The sequence below is a fragment of the Aneurinibacillus sp. Ricciae_BoGa-3 genome (assembly GCF_028421645.1).
In the GTDB taxonomy this organism is placed as follows: domain Bacteria; phylum Bacillota; class Bacilli; order Aneurinibacillales; family Aneurinibacillaceae; genus Aneurinibacillus_B.
The window spans coordinates 887767-906015 of the sequence record NZ_CP116887.1 but is presented as its reverse complement, the minus strand read 5'-3'; the positions used below and the strand labels follow the sequence as shown (position 1 = coordinate 906015).

The following is an 18249-nucleotide window of genomic DNA, read 5'->3' as shown; positions in this document are numbered from 1 at the left end:
GTCCAAGTTTGGTTATGTGGAGACTTAATCGGGAACTTTTTTTGACATTTTTTTCCTACTATTTTAAACATATACCCGTTAAAATTCTATGTAATGGAAAAATAGCATTGTTATTAAAGAAAGAGGGTAGGAAACGGATTGTATGGATTATCGGAACAAATGCCGATTCACAAGCCGATGAAGTAACCAAATAAAATCTACGATGAGGTGAAGCCTTTCTATGAAAAACAAATACCCTTTTGTTTCCGCACTGCTTGCTGCGAGTATGCTGCCAGCAGGCTCCGTATTCGCAGCATCCGTTTCAATGACACCCGCTCCGGCGCAGCAAGTTTTGGATACGAAAACGAACATTAGCCAGGACTTTAAAACCGTACCTCCTCTTGTGAAAGCTACAATGGATAAGCTATTGAAAGTAGAACCCGAGCTTAAAATAGCATCCATACAAACGGATGACAGTACACATTCGGTTTTCATCTATATGAGTGAGCACCCTACCGCTGACATGAATAAGCAACATGTCCCCGATTTGTCAAATGCTTATATTCGAATGGACAGTAAAACAGGTGAACTTCTTATGTTAAATTTACAGATTAAGGACTGGGCATCTGCTTCACTGCCAACCATCTCTGCAGCCAAAGAAAAAGCGGCCCAGTTTGTTAATCAACTGTTAGCCACGGATCGGAAGGCTATCTTGGGAGAACCCGAATCACACGGTTCAGGCAGTTCAGGATATCAGAAAGAAAATAAAACCTGGGTGAGGTGGGCCCACCGAGACGTTGAGTTCCCCTTCCTTATAAATGGAATTCCTGTGACAGGTGAATCTGCTGTTCACGTTGGAGTGGACGGGGCAGGCCATATCGTGAGCTTTCGCTATTCCTTGCCTGATATAGCTGGCTTAAAACTGAATAAACCATCGGATGTTCTATCGGAAGAGGAATTAAAAAAACGGCTGATAACTGCTGATTCATTAACATTAAACTATACAGCAGCCCAGCCTGCACGGTACAGTGCTGAGAATGGTCCGGAAAATGAACACCCGGCACTGTATTATGATTTCAATTTTTTTGGCCCGATAGACGCTCGGACTGGAAAGCCCATCAGCATGATGACGGGCAATGAAATGAAGGCTGGAGCATTCCAGAATGTTTTAAAAGATGTAACGCTGACTGCCCAAGGCGATAAACTTCCACTCATCCACACGGAACAGGACGCCGCTAACGCTCTTAAACAAATACTTCAGTATGATGTCAGCCAGCTTCAACGCGAGGAACAGCCGGAAGTTGCTCCTGATGTACAAAAAGCAAATGACAGATACATCGACTACGGCTGGACCAATCAGAAAGATACGTTTGTTCACGTAACGGCCTCTAAAAAGACCGGACAGGTCATTAGTCTCAACATCAGCCAGAACCATAATAAGAGCAACAATAATAAGAATCCGGACATTACACAGGAACAAGCCTATCAGCGCGCGTCTGCCATGCTTTCCCAATATGTTGATCCAGCCGCAACAAATCTCAAGGTTGTCGTCCTAACGGCCAATCCGCAGGAAGACCCGCCAACATGGGTAGATACAAGCAAACTCCTGGAAATGGATAATCAAAACAAGCAATATTTGTTTTTGTTCACTGAACTGCACAATGGTGTCCCTGTTACAGATAGATGCTATACGATAGCTGTGGATGCCGCAACCAGCAATGTAGTAAGCTTAACCATCCCGGAAAACATGGATAACGTTGAACTGCCTGACACCAAAAGTATAATTTCAAAGGAGAAAGCTGCCGCCGTTTTCCGTAACCAAGTACACTTTAAGCTGCAGTATATATGGCCAGATTATTTCGGTCAGCGTGCTCCTTCCCCTATTCTCGTCTACATGCGCGATAGCAAAATGCCCGGTTTCAGCTATGTTGATGCACTGACTGGCTCTTATACAACCGTTCCATATCTAACTGAGGAATAGGTTGCCCGTTTTTAGCCGTCCGGTCATAAACCATCGTTCGGAACCCAAATAAGTAAAGCCGTGGCAGATGCCCAACACTCGTCCATGCCCCTCCCCGTATCATGCAAGTAAAGGAGGGGATACCATGGGTTTCTTTGGTGGCGAAGATGTAATTGGTGTTATTCTGGTTCTGTTCATCCTGCTCGTTATTATTGCGTGTTCTTGCGACTGAACAGAATGAATGCTGGCGTCCAGCCTTAACTAAGGCTGGACGTTTCGCTCCTTGTAAGATTTCTTTCAATATAGTCGAAATCTAGGTTTTGTTCGAAGCTATCCAGCACTTCATCCCTTGTTGGTTGCTCCCCAAGCCAGGGAATTGAGCCAAGAACAGGTATGCCGCTGTATTGTGTTATCAGGTCCGCGTTGGTTCGCTCCGGTATGCCTATCTCTGTTTTGCCGACGCCTGACAGAATGACGCCTGCAATCGTAAGTCCACGTTGGCGCGCATACTCAATTGTAAGTAGCGTATGATTAACTGTGCCCAAGTTTGGCCGGGCCACGATGATCAACGGAAGTTTTAATAGACTTGCCAAATCAACGACGAATCCATCCTCCGTATAGGGCACGGCTATGCCGCCGGCACCTTCAACGATGAGCATTTGGTGATGTTCCTTTATTGACTCATATTTATCAACAAGATCACGTAAATACACCCTTTGCCCGGTACGCCGAAGGGCCAGAAGCGGTGCAATCGGCTCTTCTATACTATAAGGGCAAATAAGTTCGGGCTGATCCTCCACCCCTGAGAGAAGTTTGAGCCTCGCCGCATCCCCTTCCGGATTAGTGGATAAATGTCCGCTTTGGATGGGTTTAAACACTCCCATGTCATGATTACGCCGGCGCAACACACCTGCTAAACCACCTGCCACCATCGTTTTTCCTACTTCTGTGTCTGTTGCCGTAACAAAAAAACCGCTCATCGCATAACCCCCAGTTCCTTGCCGACTAATTGGAACGATTGAATCAACGACTGGATATCTTCATCCGTGTGGGACGCCATTAACGTAATCCGAATGCGTGAAGATCCAATTGGAACCGTCGGTGGACGAATAGCGGGTGCAAATATTCCATTGTCCTCCAATCTCTTCGAAAAAGTAACAGCTGCATCCGCAACTCCGATCACGACAGCCAAAATCGGAGTTTGACCATCCAACACATGAAAACCCAACCTGCTCAATTCCTGCCGCGCATATGAACTGACATGATGCAATCTCCATCTTCGCTCCGGTTCAAGCTCCACTATATCTAAAGCTTCAAGCGCACTGGCGATTACGCCTGGCGATAAGGCAGTGGAAAAAATGAACGGCCTTGCACGGTTCAATAAATAATCAATCAACTCTTGCTTTCCCGCAATATACCCCCCTTCCGCCCCCAGTGCTTTCGATAACGTACCCAATTGCACAGCAATTCTATCTTTCAAACCGAAGTGCTCCGCTGTTCCTGTACCGTTGTTTCCCAACACCCCCGTGGCATGGGCATCATCTACCATGATTGTTGCTTGATATTTTTCTGCCAGAGACACGATATCCGGCAATGGCGCTATGTCTCCATCCATCGAAAACACACCGTCTGTCACGATGAGCCGTTGCCGAAAGGAAGTTGATTCTTTCAATTTGTTCTCTAAATCTTGCATATCAGCATGACGGTAAATGACCGTTCTCGCCCGTGAAAGCCGGCAGCCGTCTATAATACTGGCGTGGTTTAAGGCATCCGATAAAATCACATCGCCCTCTCCGACAAGCGAAGTTAGAGCAGCAATATTCGCCATATATCCGGTATTAAAAACAATAGCGGCTTCGGTGCCTTTAAATTGAGCGAGACGTCCTTCAAGCTGCTCATGCAGAAGGGTGTTTCCCGTGGTCAAACGGGATCCCGAAGATCCTGTGCCATATCTTTCGATTGCCTGGCAAGCGGCCCGGATTAATCGGTGATCATCGGCGAGTCCAAGGTAGTTATTTGAAGCAAACATCAGCATCTCATGGCCTTCCACGATAACCCGGTTGGAGGCCGCACTTTCCATGCGCCGCAGTTTTCGATATAAGCCGTTTTTCGTTAGCTCATTAAGCTCTTCATGCAGCTTCATGCCTCGGTCACCTCAGCAATGCCTTGATATAAAATAGCGAGCATTTCATCCAGTTCTTCATAGGTGGACGCCAGGGGCGGCATGAAAACAACCACATTTCCTAACGGGCGAAGAAGCATGCCTAGCTCGCGTGTACGCCTGCAAACACGGGCGCCAATCCGCTCGGTCCAGTCATACGGCTGCTTCGTTTCTTTGCTGACCACCAGTTCCAGGCCAATCATGAACCCTTTCTGGCGAATATCGCCTACATGGCGTAGTTCATGAAAGCGAGCAAGCCTTTCTTTTATGTATGATGATTTTTTAGCCACCTGGGACACCAGATTGTTCTTTCGAAACAGCTCCAGATTCGCCAGCGCCACCGCACAGCCCAATTGATTGCCGGTGTAGCTGTGGCCATGGAAAAATGTTTTTTGTTCCGCATAATCGCCGTAGAACGCATCATAAATTTCGTCTGTTGTGACAGTGATCGCTACTGGCAGGTATCCGCCTGTTAACCCTTTCCCCGCTGTTAATATGTCGGGGCTCACCTGTTCATGTTCACAGGCGAACATTTTACCTGTCCGGCCAAATCCAGTTGCGACCTCGTCGGTGATCATCAAGACGTTATAGCGGTTGCAAAGATCGCGAATCGCTTTCAAATACCCGTCTGGCATGGTGATAATGCCGCCAGCACCTTGAACCGGCTCCACAATTAAAGCGGCCACCTCGTGTGATCGCGTGGCCAGAACCTGTTCCAGTTCTGCTAAATGGCCGGCTGCTGCCTCTTGCGGATCAGCCCCGTATGGCGAACGATAAACATACGGATAAGACACTTTAATAGAAGGAAATAAGAGGCCTGAATAAATGAGGTGAAACTGATCAATCGCGCCAACCGAGACAGCTCCGATCGTATCACCATGGTAAGCTTCTTTCATCGTGATAAAATGCCTTTTTTCCGGAAGGCCTTTATTCTTCCAATATTGAAATGCCATTTTAATCGCTATTTCTACGGCAGTCGCGCCAGAATCAGAATAAAAGACTTTAGACAATCCTGGAGGCATGATGTGTATAAGCTGCTCAGCTAATAAAATCGCCGGTACATTCGCCATTCCCAACAGGGTCGAATGCGCGATATTCTCTAACTGGTCGCGAATCGCCTGATCGAGTTCCGGGACGCGGTGGCCATGGACATTTAGCCAAACGGATGATACGCCATCCCAGTATTCATTTCCCTCAACATCTATCAATTGGCGTCCGCTTCCCCCCGCTATAATAACCGGGTCTTCTTCCAGGTAATCTTTCATCTGCGTAAACGGATTCCAGAGATAGGCTTTATTCTTCTCTGCAAGTTCCTCATAGGTATAAGATGGTTGATTCAATTCCAACACCTCCAGACAATATGTTAACCTAAAAAATATTAAGGTTGACAATTAATAGGTTAACATATGCAAAACGTTCTGACAACTTTAAAAATATTCAATCTCGCCAAACACAGAAGGCCAGCCGTTTCTCATGCAAACGGCTGGCCTTCAATGAAAAGACACTTTTATCTTAAGCTATTGTCTAAAAAACGGCGAAACAATGTTTTGGCCTCTGCAGCATCCTGTGTACCATGAACCAGTACTCTTCCATCCTCAAAAATAACCATGCGAAACGTATCTACTTTAAATGAAACGAGATAGGGGTTTTTCGCAAGGCTTCCCACTCCCTGTTTTGCAAGGTCTTCCGCAAGATGATCAAGAGTGCGGAATGATTTCACAGAGGGACGAATTTGTACCGTATCGCGGCCGCAGAGCACAGCTGTTTTCACATTGTTTTGTTCCTTTAAATAAGGATAGGTGGGATTGTTGCCGCACGAAGGGCAGTCATTATTCTTTAACGAGCCAATCTGAATGGATGCATGCTGATTTTTCCACAGGTCAAAAGAGATCAGGGAGGACCGGAGCGCCGCCCAATCTTCAACCAGAATTTTTAAGGCTTCTGCCGTCTGATAGGCGACAACCATCTGCACTGCAGGGCTGATAATTCCCGCTGTATCACACGTTCCCCCACCCAACGGCACTTTTTCTAGCAGGCAGTTGAGGCACGGGCTTTTCCCGGGGATAATCGTATACGTTAAACCATAACTGCCTACACAAGCCCCATATATCCAGGGGATACGATGTTTCTGTGAGGCATCGTTAATCAACAGCCTTGTCTCGAAGTTGTCCGTTGCGTCTAGGATTAAATCCACGCCGGCCATCAACTGCTCAATTTCATTTGCTGACACATCTTGTACGATCGCCTCTATGTCGACGAAGGAATTAATGGCAGACAATCTTTTTTTAGCTGCGATGGCTTTTGGCATCCGCTCGACAGCGTCCTGCTCGCAATACAATTGCTGACGCTGAAGATTGCTCCATTCCACATAATCTCTGTCAACAATCGTTACCTTACCGACTCCGGCCCGAACGAGCGACTCGGCATTTCCAGTGCCGAGCGCCCCTGCCCCGATGATCAGGACATGTTTGTGCGAAAGTTTCTTCTGTCCTTCTACGCCAATACCTGCGAACCGTTCCTGCCTGCTATAGCGGTCATTCAAACCACACTCATCCCTTCCACAGGGCTGCTGGCGGTAGCATAACGCTTTTTCGGAATTCGGCCTGCTTCGTAACTGAGGCGCCCGGCTTCGATGGCCATCTTCATCGCGGCTGCCATTTTTACCGGATCCTTCGCGCCTGAAACAGCTGTGTTCAGCAGCACGCCATCCGCTCCCAGTTCCATAGCAAGTGCGGCATCAGATGGGGCTCCAATGCCTGCATCTACAATAACAGGCACGGTGGCCTGTTCGATAATAAAGCTGATGTTCAGAGGGTTAATGATCCCCTGGCCGGAACCAATTGGGGAAGCGCCCGGCATGATGGCATGCACGCCAAGTTCCTGAAGCTTTCTGGCGAGTATCACGTCATCGGAGGTATATGGAAGAACGATAAACCCCTCCTCCAGAAGCATTTCAGAGGCTTTCAGCGTTTCAATTGGGTCAGGCAGAAGCGTTTTTGTATCCCCGATGACTTCGACTTTAATCATGTCACAAAGGCCCGAAGCCTTGGCCAACCTGGCAATGCGTACGGCTTCTTCGGCATTTGTGGCGCCTGCAGTGTTGGGAAGCAAAGTAAATTGCTTAACATCAATCATTTCAAGAAAGTTCGGCTGGTTCGCCTCCCATATGTTCATGCGGCGTACAGCAAACGTCAGAATTTGCGCGCCTGACACATCAACAGCTTGCTTTTGAATCTGAAAGTCCGGGAATTTTCCTGTGCCTAACAACAACCGAGAACCAAACTCATAAGGTCCTACTTTTAACATCTTCAACCGCCTCCCACAAAATGTACGATTTCAATACGGTCACCATCCGATAATTGAACGGTGGCATGCGAACTTTTCTCCAGTATCGAACCATTTTTCTCCACAATTACAACCTGGTCTCCCAGGCCAAAAAAACCGAGCAAATCTTGTACAGACTGCACACTCTCTTCAATCTTCACGCTTTCCCCATTGATGGTAAGATTCATCAAATTCATCTCACTCCTGCCTTCACTTCCGCATGCCGATCCAAAGCAAACGGCGCTAAATCAATTCCATCTGTCCGCCTGCCTTCCACTAGATCGGCTACAATCACACCGGTGATGGCGCTTAACAAAATGCCATTGCGGAAGTGTCCACTCGCCACGATTAAGTTCGTGAACTTCGGGTGTCTTCCCAGGTAAGGCAGTCCATCGCGAGTCTGCGGGCGGAGGCCAGCCCATGCTTTCTCCCATTCGGCATCAACAATACCCGGCAGAATACGCATGGCCCGCTGCATTAATAATCGGATCCCTTCAACCGTAACCTTCTGATCAAAGGTGCGCTCCTTTACTGTCGCCCCTACCAGCAGCCGGCTCCCCCGCTTCGGGACCAGATAGCAACCATGGGAAAACACAGTAGAAGTAAGCAGAGGGGTCGTTGTCTTTACTGAAAAACACTCACCTTTTACCGGATAGGTTCCAAGCTCAATGCCCGTCTGCTTTAGCAGTTTCTCACTCCATGCCCCCGAGGCAATAATCACTTCATCAGCCGTTATACAACCGTTATCCGTTTGAACCCCGCTTACTTTGCCATTTTCGATAATGAGCGATGTAACTTCGGTAAACTCTCGTATCTCAGCCCCTCTGTTCGCGGCTGTTTTGGCGAAAGCCTGGGACAGCTCAGGCGCCAGCAGCTGGCCATCATCAGGTATGTACATCGCTCCTGCAATCTCCCCTGTAAGGCCGCTTTCTCTGCTCCGCACTTCTCTGCCTTCCAACCACTCGGCTTTTTGCCCGGCTCTGTGATGGTAGGCGATCACCTCCTGGAATTCCCTCTTCTCTTCTTCCGTGAAAGCAATTCGCAGCATGCCTTTCGTTATAAGATTGGCATCAATTCCACTGCTTTCCCGAAGTTCCTCTACTAGAGAGGCAAAAAGAGCACGGCTTCGAATAGCGAGATTAAAAAGAGGGCCTACTTCTTTGCCCATTTCTACCTGCGCTCCAAGCATTCCACCCGCAGCACTGGAGGCGCGGCAGGCGATCCGCTCTTTCTCAACAACGACTACCTTCAACCCTCTTTTCGCCATCTCACAGGCGATAGACGCGCCTATAATCCCACCGCCAATAATGATCGCATCATATTGTTTTTGCATTTCTTTCTTCCTCCCCAAATAAAGCTTGTGCATATCGCTTGGCCGCTTCCTGCGGATCGCCCGCTTGCAGGATGCCGGATAAAACTGCAATGCCAGAAGCGCCGGCATTCACTACCGACTCTACTTTTTCCGGTGTAACGCCCCCAATCGCCATAACGGGAATCGTGACGCTCTGGGCGACTTGCGCCAGTTCAGCAAGCCCCCGGGGTTTTAAACCGGGCTTTGATTGACTGGCAAAAATATGGCCGAAAACCAGATAGTCGGCCCCCTGCCGCTGCATCCTGACGGCTTCCGCAACGCTGTGGACAGAGCGCCCCACCCGCAGGCGGGGAAAAGCCCCTTTTACCTGATCGGGTTCCAGGCTGTGCCCGGCCAGGTGCACGCCTTTCACACCCAGCGTCCATGCCACATCAACCCGGTCGTTTATGTAAATTTTCTCAAGCGGAACACCCCTGCTCAGCAGATGGTCAACGCCGAGGCAGATCTCTTTTACCGTGCGCTTCTTTTCCCGTATGTGGACAGCTGATACCCACTCGTGCACCGCACCCGCTATTTTTGCAAATGTTTCCAAAGCCATATTTCCGTCGCTGATTAAGTGAAGCTCTCTACTATTCATCACATGCACGACCATACTCCTTTTAGAAAATTAAAAAGCCCACTCATTTCGGAGAATGAGTGGGCCGATGAGCTGAGTCATAGAACTTAAGAATGACACGAAACGGTCTCTCCACTTCCCTCCGCTGGTATGATCCAGTTCAGGTTCAAAGGGTCCGAAACTTCATGTTTCATCTCAGCCAAAGCAGGCACCCCTAGTGAAATTGCGTATTTAATTTAGAATCTACTTAAACTATAACATACTTTTCCAAGTTGTAAAACCCTGTGCCCCTCAAAGAAAACAAACATACTTCAGACGCGCCCGTTCACCACGTAGCAGACGGACGCCTCATGTTTCCTACAGAAGGGCTATTTCCAGTCTGTATATAGATCTGTCCGGCGGTCGCGCCAGGTCGTGACTGTTCCTCGTTCACGCACTTGATAAAGCAGCTCAAGATCGAGGTCAGCAGTAATGATCATATCATGGTTCATTTCGCCTTCTGCCATGATTCCACCCGGCGGGAATGGAATATCATTAGGAGATATAATCGCGGCCTGACCGAAATTGGAACGCATAAAGTCTACGGTAGGCAGAGACCCTACTGTTCCGGTTGTGACGACATACACCTGATTTTCGATGGCTCTGGCATGGCTGCAGTAGCGCACCCGGTGAAACCCATGCCGATCATCCGTGCAGGAAGGACAGAAAATAACATCTGCTCCCCGTGCTTTGGCAATGCGCACAGCTTCTGGAAACTCGATGTCATAGCAGGTAAGAATTGCGATTTTTCCTTTGTCTGTATCGAAGACCTCCAGGCCGGTCCCCTGTTTCATGTTCCATTCTTTTAGTTCCGTAGGGGTAATATGAAGCTTGGATTGTTCGTCGATTCTTCCATCCGGATAAAAAAGGTGCGCGACATTGTATAAATTGTCTCCTTTGCGGACGACATGGGTTCCCCCGATAATGTGCAGGTCAGTCTGTTTGGCGAAGTAAGAGAATAATTCCTTGTAGTCATCGGTAAAATCGGGTAAATCCTGTATCGTTAACGCACTTCCCTGCATGTCTCCAATCGACATAAGCTGGGTTGTGAATAACTCTGGAAAAAGAACAAAATCCGCACCAAATTCCTCTGCGGTCTTAACGTAATGCTCACACTGTTTAGCAAACTCCTCAAAAGAATGGACGGTTTGTAGATAATACTGCACAGCGGATACTCTTAACTTCACTGGACGCCTCCTCTACTGGTACCATATTATTTTATTTTATGTTAACACGAATGTGACGCTAATCCTTAAAAACGCAAAACAAATTCGTTCTTTGATGATCCTCATTTTATTATACGTTCATTCCCTTCCCCTAAACAACTGATGTTAATCCGTCACACTCAGCCGGGCAGATATAAAATTCCATTTGCTGCATACCTATATAGAAAAATAAGTTTGTCCAAGGAGATGCTGCCATGCATAAGTGTTCAACTTGTAAAAATTATGTGGATCATACTGCCGCGGTGGTTAAAGGGAAAGGAGGACTTATTCTCGTTTATTGTCCTTCATGTGCCGCAAAACATGCAGAACGAAAAGCATCAGGGGAATAAATAATAGAAAGGGGCTGTCCAAGCATCCAGCCTGAGCAGCCCCATTGATTCATCCGATTTTCTTGTCTTCTTTCATTCGTGCCAATTCCTGTTCCACGGCCTCGTTCTTTGCCTGTTGGTAAGCGGACGCCGGGTTGTATGGATGGAGAATAGAATGCCCGGCATGCGCTTGTGCCTCCAGCGCCATTATTTTCTCCTCCATGCGGGCAAACCCTGAAGCTGCGCTTTCTGTATCAAAACGCAGTACCTGGTTTATCTGCTGCTTTGTGTGGGCCACATTAGCCCGAGAAAGTAAGTATGTCCTTTTGTTTTTCATTTCGTAATATTTGTCTTTCAACTCCTGCAGCTGCTGGCGCAGCGATTTATTCTGCTCAAGCACCGTATCATACTGCTGGTTGAATTCCTGAAGCCGTACTTCACAAAGTTGTTTATCGGACAGCGCCAGTCTCGCCATTTCATCCTCTCCGCGCTCCACAGCTAATTCAGCCTGACGGATTCGTTTAGTAATCGTATCTTTAGTCTCAGCAATATACAGGCTGTATTTCTTCTCTGTCGCGATTTGACGGGCAAGTGCCTGCTCAGCCTTGGAGATTTCATCCTCCATATTCCGCATATACTGGTTCAGCATGCTGATAGGGTCTTCGACATGGTCCATCGCCTCATTAATGGCCGCCATGGTAATATCACGTACGCGTTTAAATATACTCATTTTAATTCCTCCTCATTTTTTCTTCCTGTCCAGGATGGATTTAATTACTTCTTAATTGATTGTTCCCATTCATCCAGCGGGTCGTATTTGGGGGTCTGGCCAGTCGGAAAACCTTCCATCATCCTGTTGTCAGATCCACATGCGAATAACGTTCCTTGAGCACCTTTGACCATGTGCCATCCTTTATAAATCAAAAGAGCAGCAATTGCCATTGGGATTAAAAAACCAAGGTGCAGAATACCCATCAGCATCATCCCTCCTACTCCCATCAACACCAGCCCGCGTTTTTTCCCTTTCATCCTGCATCTCCCTTTCGTTTAGTGTTCATAAGGTATTGCCTGCTTTGCTTCTCATCCTTATCTTACCTGTGATTGAACCTGCCGATAACGAGCGGCCGGTTGATTTTATCTCCTCCCAGAGGAGGAGGAAGGAGTCATCCCAGGGTTAAGCACACAAATGAACGGCTTCCCCTACGGGAAGCCGTTCTTTGATTGACGCTTATTTAGGTGGTCTTTACATAATCGGTCTTATTTCTCAGACTTGTTTTCATTTGTAGCTTTTTCATTTTCACCCTGTTGTCCGCTCTGATGATTGCCAGTTTGGTTTTTCTTGTCCTGTACAGGTTTTGCGGCCGGTTGAACAGGTTGCCCTGTAATCGGATCAAGGAACAGTTTTTTAGCAGACGGATGTTTAAAGTCGAACATGTTCTCGATACTTCCGGCGACTGCATCAAATGAGTGGTCACCAATGCGCCCTAAATTCCAGTTATCTTCAATAAAGCGAAGAATGGACGACTGGTCAGTTAGCGTATGATCAACGAAATTAGTTTTAGCGTATGGAGATACCACCAGAAGCGGAAGGCGCGGACCGTAACCTGCACGGTTTAAGTATGGGCCAAGTTTTGGCGTACCTGCATTGCCCTGTCCATATAAGGCATCTGTTTCAGGGTCGTTTGAGCCGTTAACAAGTGGATTGTGCATCACATGGTCATACCAGCCGTCTGAATCATCATAAGCAAGAACAACAGCGGTATCCTTCCACTCAGGAAGCTTCTGCAGGTGGTTAATGGTGTCAACAATAAAATGCTGTTCATCAAGTGGATCCGAGTAACCAGCGTGGCCATCCTGATAGTTAGGAGCCTTCAGGTAGCTTACTGCCGGCAGGTTATGAGAATCTGCAGCACTCCAGAAATCCTGCATATCATATTGATGGTTAGCTTGATCGGCATGTCCAATCATAGCCGTAGAAGAAGGCGGCAGATGGTTCGGATTGGATGTTGATTTATAGTATTGGAATGGTTCATGGTGCGGATTGTAGTCCGTTGAGGAGCTTCCTGCAATATTGTTGTGTGTTGCTTTAGGATCGCGGAATCCGCCCTGGAACCAGCCCCATGTAATGTTCTTCGCGTTTAACAGGTCACCAACGTTTTTGCCGTCCATCGCAGCTTGAGCACGAGTCTTGCTTGAAGCTGTATCATAGTACGGGTCAGGGTCGCCTATTACAGTGCCGTTTACCACATTGTCTGTAATATCGCCTTTCTTTTCTCCATTTTGGTAACCTGTAGCTCCGTGAGTTTGACCGGAGATGAGGTTTAGGGCACCTGGTGTAGAAGGACCGAAGGTTGTGTTAAAGGAGTTATCGCTCATAGCGAAGTTTTGCGCATAATTCCACAGTCCGGTAACGGTATTTCCATCGTAATAATTCATAACCATAGTCTTGTCATTTCCACCAGAGGTGTACTCAACAAACTTGTCCATTTTGCCTCCATTGAATGCTTTCTGTTCAGCTGTATACTCATGATCCATGTCAGGTGTTACAGCCTGGGAGCGATCAAGGCGCTTTGGATTCGCGGCATTAGGATTCTTTCTCAGAAGGTCTTTTGTGAGTCCATTAACAGAGGGAGTGTTAGGCTTAGCTTTAAACACTGGTTCGCCTGACGGATTAGCTGCGTTAGGATATGTGCCGAAGTAATGATCGAAAGAAACATTCTCCCCGAAAATAACAACCACATGCTTGATTGGTGTTTTTGTTTGGTTTGATAGGACTTTTGCCTTCGGAGCGGCAGCATTAGCCATAGAGGAAAAACCAAATACGGAACATATGGCAGCTGTGGTTACTACGTTTAATAACTTCTTTTTCTTCATGACTTTCTCCTCTCATACCTGTATAGCCCTGTATAGCGATACAGTAATTGGTTTAAGCATAGAAGATTTTTGTTAATATTCTTTACCGAAATTGTTAACCGGGCGTAAATTATCTATAAATATGACGTTTATATTACATAGAAAAACCCATATTTATCTCCGTCGTAAAACGTTTTTTAACACCAAAAAAGTCCGAGGTGTCGCTGCCTGGTTTAAATGCAGCAACACCTGCGGACTTATCGAGAAATGCAGGGCCGCTTAGAGCCTTATTCTTCTTTATAGAAGCGGTCTCCTGTTCGGGGATTATAATAAACACGGGTCCGCCTGCCGCTCACCGGATCAATGTTGACTTCGTCTGTATATACATACCCGGATGGAATTTCGGTTCCCTGACTGTTTTTGTACTGCCTATCCCAAACAAACCATGAAAGTATCGCGAGGAGCAGCACACCGGCTATGATCATCACAGCCTATGTCCTTTCAACCACAACTGCAGTCCCGTAAGCGACAATTTCACTCATATCCTGCCCAATTTCCCCTGAATCATATCGCATCATAATAACGGCATCCGCACCCATGGCTCTCGCGTTCTGCACCATTCGATCCATCGCCTGTTTGCGGGCGTCTTCCAACATGCTCGTATATTCTTTGATTTCGCCGCCCATAATGGAACGCAGGCCAGCCATGATGTTGCCGCCGATCCCCCGGGAGCGAACCGTTAAGCCGAAAACAGGCCCCAGCACTTCCTTCACCCGGTAGCCTGGTATATTTTCCGTTGTTACTACGATCATCAAAACTCCCCCTTTAAATAGCCTCTACAGCAATATTTGGCTTAGTATAGCATACTAATCGCCTGGTCATCGGATTATTCTTCTTCCCAGTAAAAATAATTGAAGCCAGATAGCAGGGATATTCTATTGGATCTCCTGCTATCTGGCTTTTTTATAGATAAAGATAAACGTTGCCGTCTGCGATTTCGACCTGGTACGTTTTAATGGACCCGGTATCCGGTGCCTGAACCTTGCCATCAATCAAGCTAATCTTCCAGTCATATAGCGGGGTAAAGACATACTCACCCGATACAATTCCCTCCGCTATGGGACCGCCTTTGGGGCACAGGTTTTCCACCGCCCGCACATCTCCGCCGGTAAGACTAAAAAGGACAATCTCTTCATCTGCTACTGTTACGACCCAGCCTTCCTGCAAAGGCAGTTCATCTAACTCCGCTACTTTGTATTTCTTATTCACTTTGGTCTTCATTTCTCCAATCCTCCTTACACCGTAGCCGCGGAATGTTTCTCAAACAAGGCCCGCTTGTGATCATTGTGGATAATTTCTTCCCATGGATCATGCAGAACCGATAAAGCCTCATCCATGCGACTATTCAATTCCGCACGTGCTTCAGCAGATGCCAGCGCTTCTTTGACACACTCAATGCCAACACGTTCGATCCATGCCGCTGTACGCTCACCGTAGCTGGCATATTCCCGATAGTACTGTAGAGAGGCTCCTACCCATTCGATCACTTCTTCGCTTGTTTTAACCTCGCAGAGAAAATCTGCGCTCCGAAGTTTGATGCCCCCGTTCCCTCCTACATATACCTTCCAGCCACCGTCGATCGCGACAACACCTACGTCTTTTATTAAGGATTCCGCACAGTTGCGCGGACAGCCGGATACACCCATTTTGATTTTGGCTGGGCCGCTAATCCGCTCAAATTTTCTCTCCAGGTCTATGCCCATCTGGGTCGAATCCTGGGTGCCAAAGCGGCAGAACTGCTTGCCGACGCATGTCTTCACTGTGCGCAACGTTTTTCCATAGGCATAACCTGAAGACATATGAAGTTCTTCCCAGATCTTAGGCACATCCTCTTTTTTGACGCCTAAAAGGGCGATTCGCTGTCCGCCGGTTGCTTTTACCAGCGGAACCTGATATTTTTTAGCCACTTCAGCGATCTTGAGCAGATCATCCGGTGTGGTTACACCGCCATACATGCGTGGGACGATGGAGTACGTACCATCCTTCTGAATATTGGCATGCATCCGCTCATTAACAAAACGGGATTCTGGTTCATCGGCATGCCCGTGCGGCCAAAGCATGCCCAAGTAATAATTAAGGGCTGGACGGCATTTGGAACAGCCTTCTTTTTCTTTCCAGTCAAGCACGTGCATAACTTCTCTGACTGTCGTCAGGTATTTTCCCTTGATCTGGGCTACCACTTCATCACGGCTTAAATCCGTGCAGGCACACATCGATTGTTTTTGCGGGACGTTGGCAAACTCATTGCCCAGCACAGCCTCCAGTATTTGCGCGATCACCGGTTTGCAGCCGCCACACGAGCGCCCGGCGCCGGTGCACGCTCCAATTTCGGCTACGGTATGCGCACCCTTATCCCTAATGGCATCAATGATGGTTCCTTTCGATACACCGTTGCAGCCACAGATAATCTCTTCATCCGCTAGCGCCATCACGGCAGCCACGTCTGAACCACAGCTCGCACATTCGCTATCCAATACGGATATTCGATTCATTTCCTGTACGTTTACTTCGTCCTTCATCATTTTCATGAAGCGTATGCTGTCAGCGGTGTCGCCGAACAGCACAGCCCCTACGATTCGGTTCTCTTTGATTACAATTTTCTTATAGGTTCCAGCTAGTTCATCATATGCTTTAATTGAGCGGCAATCTTCATCCTCCATAAACTGTCCAACAGAAAAAACATCCACGCCAGAAACTTTAAGCTTCGTATTTACAACAGAACCTTCGTACGGTGTTGTTTCCACTCCGCATAAATGCTTGGCAAGCACCTGCGCCTGTTCGAATAGAGGCGCCACCAAACCATACAATGTACCCCGATGTTCCGAGCATTCGCCCAGCGCATAAACCCCTTCAGCACTCGTCTCTAGCCGATCGTTTACAACAATTCCTCTTCTCACATCAATGCCGCTGTCTTTCGCCAGGCCAGTGTTCGGCTTAATTCCGGCTGCCATTACTACCAGATCGCCCTCTTCCATCGTCCCATCGGTAAAACGCAATCCACTAACTCGGCTATCGCCTAAAATTTCAGCCGTATTTTTCTCCAGGAGAAATTTCATCCCCTGCCCTTCAAGTTCTTGTTGAAGCAGCTTCGAAGCTGTCAGATCGAGCTGTTTTTCCATAACGGCATCCATCAAATGTACAACAGTAACTTCCATTCCGAGATCAAGCAGTCCGCGGGCGGCTTCTAAGCCAAGTAAACCAGCGCCAATAACTACACCTTTTTTATATTGTTTTGCGGCTTTGATCATAGCTTCACAGTCTTCAATATTGCGGAAAGCAATAACCCCTTCTTTATCTGCGCCAGGAACCGGCAGTACAAAGGGCAGTGAACCAGTAGCCAGAATAAGCCTATCATAAGATGCCTGTCTGCCAGCACTCGTTTGGATGATTTTAGCAGCTGTATCAATTACTGTTACCTCTTCCCCTGTATACAGCTCGATATTATTTTCCTGATACCATGTGTAATCATTTAATATAATGTCTTCCATTTTGGATGCACCATCAAGCACATACGATAATAAAATCCTGTTGTAGTTCGGATGAGGTTCTTTTCCAAAAATCGTGATTTCATATTTGTCAGGATTGAGATTAAGAATTTGCTCTATGCAGCGGACACCAGCCATGCCATTCCCGACTAATACTAATTTTTCTCTTTTCATTCGTCTCTTCCCCTCACGTAACTGTTAATGACAGAATAGTTATGTTCTTTTTGATAGTTTGATTGTATAGGAGAAGAGAAATTGTTTGTGTGACATTTTTCACATAGTTGACCTTTATATATGGCGGCTTTGTTACGAAAACAGCATGCGCACGCCTTCATTTTTGCGAAGTTACCCATCACGATTGGGCTATTATGATAGGGTATCCAAAGCATTAAGGTATGTTTCGCTAATGGTGATCTTAGATCATCTTTAAATAAGCAACAAAGAGACAATGTAACCTAAAGTCACATTTTAACAAAAGGTAGTTTGTCTAAGGTAAACCGGGGTAAATATAAAGTGTAAGCCACTACTAATTAAGAAGGGACTGAATAGTTATGAATAACTTATCAGCGACTTCCAAATCAGGGTATGGACTTGCGTTAGAAGGAGGATTTGCTGCGCTGACGAAAGGAACGCTCGTCAGAAATCGTTATACTATCGTATCGATTTGAACCCAGTGACATCAGAGCCGACTTGCTTTTATGAAGCAGACCAATAACCAAGAAAGGACTGACAGCATATGAATAGCTTATCAGCAACTTTCAAGGAAACAGCAGGGTCCGCGTTAGAGGGAGGGTTTGCTGCGCTGGCGACCGGAACGCACGTCAGAAATCGTTTCACTCATTGTTAGCAGCAAAAGAAAAATTTAAAAATCGTTTAATAGATTCCGTTGACTATGTCATAGTGACATAGTAAGGTGTGTCGAAGTG

General features: G+C 47.0%; 17 protein-coding genes and 1 riboswitch. Of the genes, 1 reads left to right on the top strand and 16 read right to left on the bottom strand.

Translation table 11 applies throughout. The features are described 5' to 3' along the window. Nucleotides 1–220 precede the first annotated feature (220 nt). On the top strand, nucleotides 221–1960 hold the full coding sequence (locus PP175_RS04650; RefSeq protein ID WP_272441668.1) for a YcdB/YcdC domain-containing protein: 1740 nt from the start codon (nucleotides 221–223) through the stop codon (nucleotides 1958–1960). Nucleotides 1961–2196: 236 nt separating this feature from the next. Here PP175_RS04650 and bioD read toward each other — a convergent pair whose 3' ends face one another. From bioD to nirB, 16 genes are all read right to left on the bottom strand, one after another. Beyond that, nucleotides 2197–2919 (bottom strand): dethiobiotin synthase, encoded by a 723-nt coding sequence (bioD, locus tag PP175_RS04645; RefSeq protein WP_272441667.1) that lies wholly within the window; start codon nucleotides 2917–2919, stop codon nucleotides 2197–2199. Further along, complete coding sequence (gene bioF, locus PP175_RS04640; RefSeq protein WP_272441666.1) at nucleotides 2916–4082, bottom strand: 8-amino-7-oxononanoate synthase; 1167 nt, start codon at nucleotides 4080–4082, stop codon at nucleotides 2916–2918. Before bioF ends, bioD begins: the two co-directional genes overlap by 4 nt. Continuing rightward, nucleotides 4079–5449 (bottom strand): adenosylmethionine--8-amino-7-oxononanoate transaminase, encoded by a 1371-nt coding sequence (gene bioA, locus PP175_RS04635; RefSeq protein ID WP_442870419.1) that lies wholly within the window; start codon nucleotides 5447–5449, stop codon nucleotides 4079–4081. The genes bioF and bioA overlap by 4 nt, the downstream gene beginning before the upstream one ends. 158 nt (nucleotides 5450–5607) lie before the next feature. Beyond that, nucleotides 5608–6642 carry a thiazole biosynthesis adenylyltransferase ThiF gene (locus tag PP175_RS04630; RefSeq protein WP_272441664.1) on the bottom strand — a complete coding sequence of 345 codons (1035 nt, stop codon included), beginning with the start codon at nucleotides 6640–6642 and terminating at the stop codon, nucleotides 5608–5610. After that, entirely contained in the window at nucleotides 6639–7406 is a 768-nt protein-coding gene (locus PP175_RS04625; protein WP_272441663.1) for a thiazole synthase, read from the bottom strand. The genes PP175_RS04630 and PP175_RS04625 overlap by 4 nt, the downstream gene beginning before the upstream one ends. Before the next feature lie 2 nt (nucleotides 7407–7408). Then, nucleotides 7409–7621: a sulfur carrier protein ThiS gene (thiS, locus tag PP175_RS04620; protein WP_334314186.1), complete on the bottom strand. Its 213-nt coding sequence runs from the start codon at nucleotides 7619–7621 to the stop codon at nucleotides 7409–7411. Beyond that, nucleotides 7618–8757, bottom strand: a complete 1140-nt coding sequence (thiO, locus tag PP175_RS04615; protein WP_272441662.1) for a glycine oxidase ThiO — start codon at nucleotides 8755–8757, stop codon at nucleotides 7618–7620. The genes thiS and thiO overlap by 4 nt, the downstream gene beginning before the upstream one ends. Further along, complete coding sequence (tenI, locus tag PP175_RS04610) at nucleotides 8741–9373, bottom strand: thiazole tautomerase TenI (RefSeq protein WP_272443183.1); 633 nt, start codon at nucleotides 9371–9373, stop codon at nucleotides 8741–8743. The genes thiO and tenI overlap by 17 nt, the downstream gene beginning before the upstream one ends. A 99-nt stretch (nucleotides 9374–9472) precedes the next feature. After that, nucleotides 9473–9578: riboswitch (TPP riboswitch) on the bottom strand. A 142-nt stretch (nucleotides 9579–9720) separates the two neighbouring features. After that, nucleotides 9721–10578, bottom strand: coding sequence for a carbon-nitrogen hydrolase family protein (locus tag PP175_RS04605; RefSeq protein WP_272441661.1), 858 nt, complete (start codon nucleotides 10576–10578; stop codon nucleotides 9721–9723). A 417-nt stretch (nucleotides 10579–10995) separates the two neighbouring features. Then, nucleotides 10996–11655 (bottom strand): PspA/IM30 family protein, encoded by a 660-nt coding sequence (locus PP175_RS04600; protein ID WP_272441660.1) that lies wholly within the window; start codon nucleotides 11653–11655, stop codon nucleotides 10996–10998. 44 nt (nucleotides 11656–11699) lie between these two features. Then, nucleotides 11700–11954, bottom strand: coding sequence for a hypothetical protein (locus tag PP175_RS04595; protein ID WP_272441659.1), 255 nt, complete (start codon nucleotides 11952–11954; stop codon nucleotides 11700–11702). 228 nt (nucleotides 11955–12182) lie between these two features. Continuing rightward, on the bottom strand, nucleotides 12183–13799 hold the full coding sequence (locus PP175_RS04590) for a phospholipase C (protein WP_272441658.1): 1617 nt from the start codon (nucleotides 13797–13799) through the stop codon (nucleotides 12183–12185). 266 nt (nucleotides 13800–14065) lie between these two features. After that, nucleotides 14066–14263, bottom strand: a complete 198-nt coding sequence (locus PP175_RS04585; protein ID WP_272443182.1) for a hypothetical protein — start codon at nucleotides 14261–14263, stop codon at nucleotides 14066–14068. Between the two features lie 6 nt (nucleotides 14264–14269). Beyond that, nucleotides 14270–14590, bottom strand: coding sequence for a YbjQ family protein (locus PP175_RS04580; protein WP_272441657.1), 321 nt, complete (start codon nucleotides 14588–14590; stop codon nucleotides 14270–14272). A 151-nt stretch (nucleotides 14591–14741) separates the two neighbouring features. Further along, on the bottom strand, nucleotides 14742–15059 hold the full coding sequence (nirD, locus tag PP175_RS04575; RefSeq protein WP_272441656.1) for a nitrite reductase small subunit NirD: 318 nt from the start codon (nucleotides 15057–15059) through the stop codon (nucleotides 14742–14744). Between the two features lie 14 nt (nucleotides 15060–15073). After that, nucleotides 15074–17497 carry a nitrite reductase large subunit NirB gene (nirB, locus tag PP175_RS04570; RefSeq protein ID WP_272441655.1) on the bottom strand — a complete coding sequence of 808 codons (2424 nt, stop codon included), beginning with the start codon at nucleotides 17495–17497 and terminating at the stop codon, nucleotides 15074–15076. Nucleotides 17498–18249: the final 752 nt, after the last annotated feature.

Coding starts and splice junctions, on each gene's coding strand:
- PP175_RS04600 (WP_272441660.1), bottom strand. CDS start 11,655: ATGAGTATATTTAAACGCGTACGTGATATTACCATGGCGGCCATTAAT.
- bioF (WP_272441666.1), bottom strand. CDS start 4,082: ATGAAGCTGCATGAAGAGCTTAATGAGCTAACGAAAAACGGCTTATAT.
- PP175_RS04595 (WP_272441659.1), bottom strand. CDS start 11,954: ATGAAAGGGAAAAAACGCGGGCTGGTGTTGATGGGAGTAGGAGGGATG.
- tenI (WP_272443183.1), bottom strand. CDS start 9,373: ATGAATAGTAGAGAGCTTCACTTAATCAGCGACGGAAATATGGCTTTG.
- bioD (WP_272441667.1), bottom strand. CDS start 2,919: ATGAGCGGTTTTTTTGTTACGGCAACAGACACAGAAGTAGGAAAAACG.
- PP175_RS04580 (WP_272441657.1), bottom strand. CDS start 14,590: ATGATCGTAGTAACAACGGAAAATATACCAGGCTACCGGGTGAAGGAA.
- PP175_RS04650 (WP_272441668.1), top strand. CDS start 221: ATGAAAAACAAATACCCTTTTGTTTCCGCACTGCTTGCTGCGAGTATG.
- thiO (WP_272441662.1), bottom strand. CDS start 8,757: ATGCAAAAACAATATGATGCGATCATTATTGGCGGTGGGATTATAGGC.
- PP175_RS04625 (WP_272441663.1), bottom strand. CDS start 7,406: ATGTTAAAAGTAGGACCTTATGAGTTTGGTTCTCGGTTGTTGTTAGGC.
- PP175_RS04590 (WP_272441658.1), bottom strand. CDS start 13,799: ATGAAGAAAAAGAAGTTATTAAACGTAGTAACCACAGCTGCCATATGT.
- nirB (WP_272441655.1), bottom strand. CDS start 17,497: ATGAAAAGAGAAAAATTAGTATTAGTCGGGAATGGCATGGCTGGTGTC.
- nirD (WP_272441656.1), bottom strand. CDS start 15,059: ATGAAGACCAAAGTGAATAAGAAATACAAAGTAGCGGAGTTAGATGAA.
- PP175_RS04585 (WP_272443182.1), bottom strand. CDS start 14,263: ATGATCATAGCCGGTGTGCTGCTCCTCGCGATACTTTCATGGTTTGTT.
- thiS (WP_334314186.1), bottom strand. CDS start 7,621: ATGAATTTGATGAATCTTACCATCAATGGGGAAAGCGTGAAGATTGAA.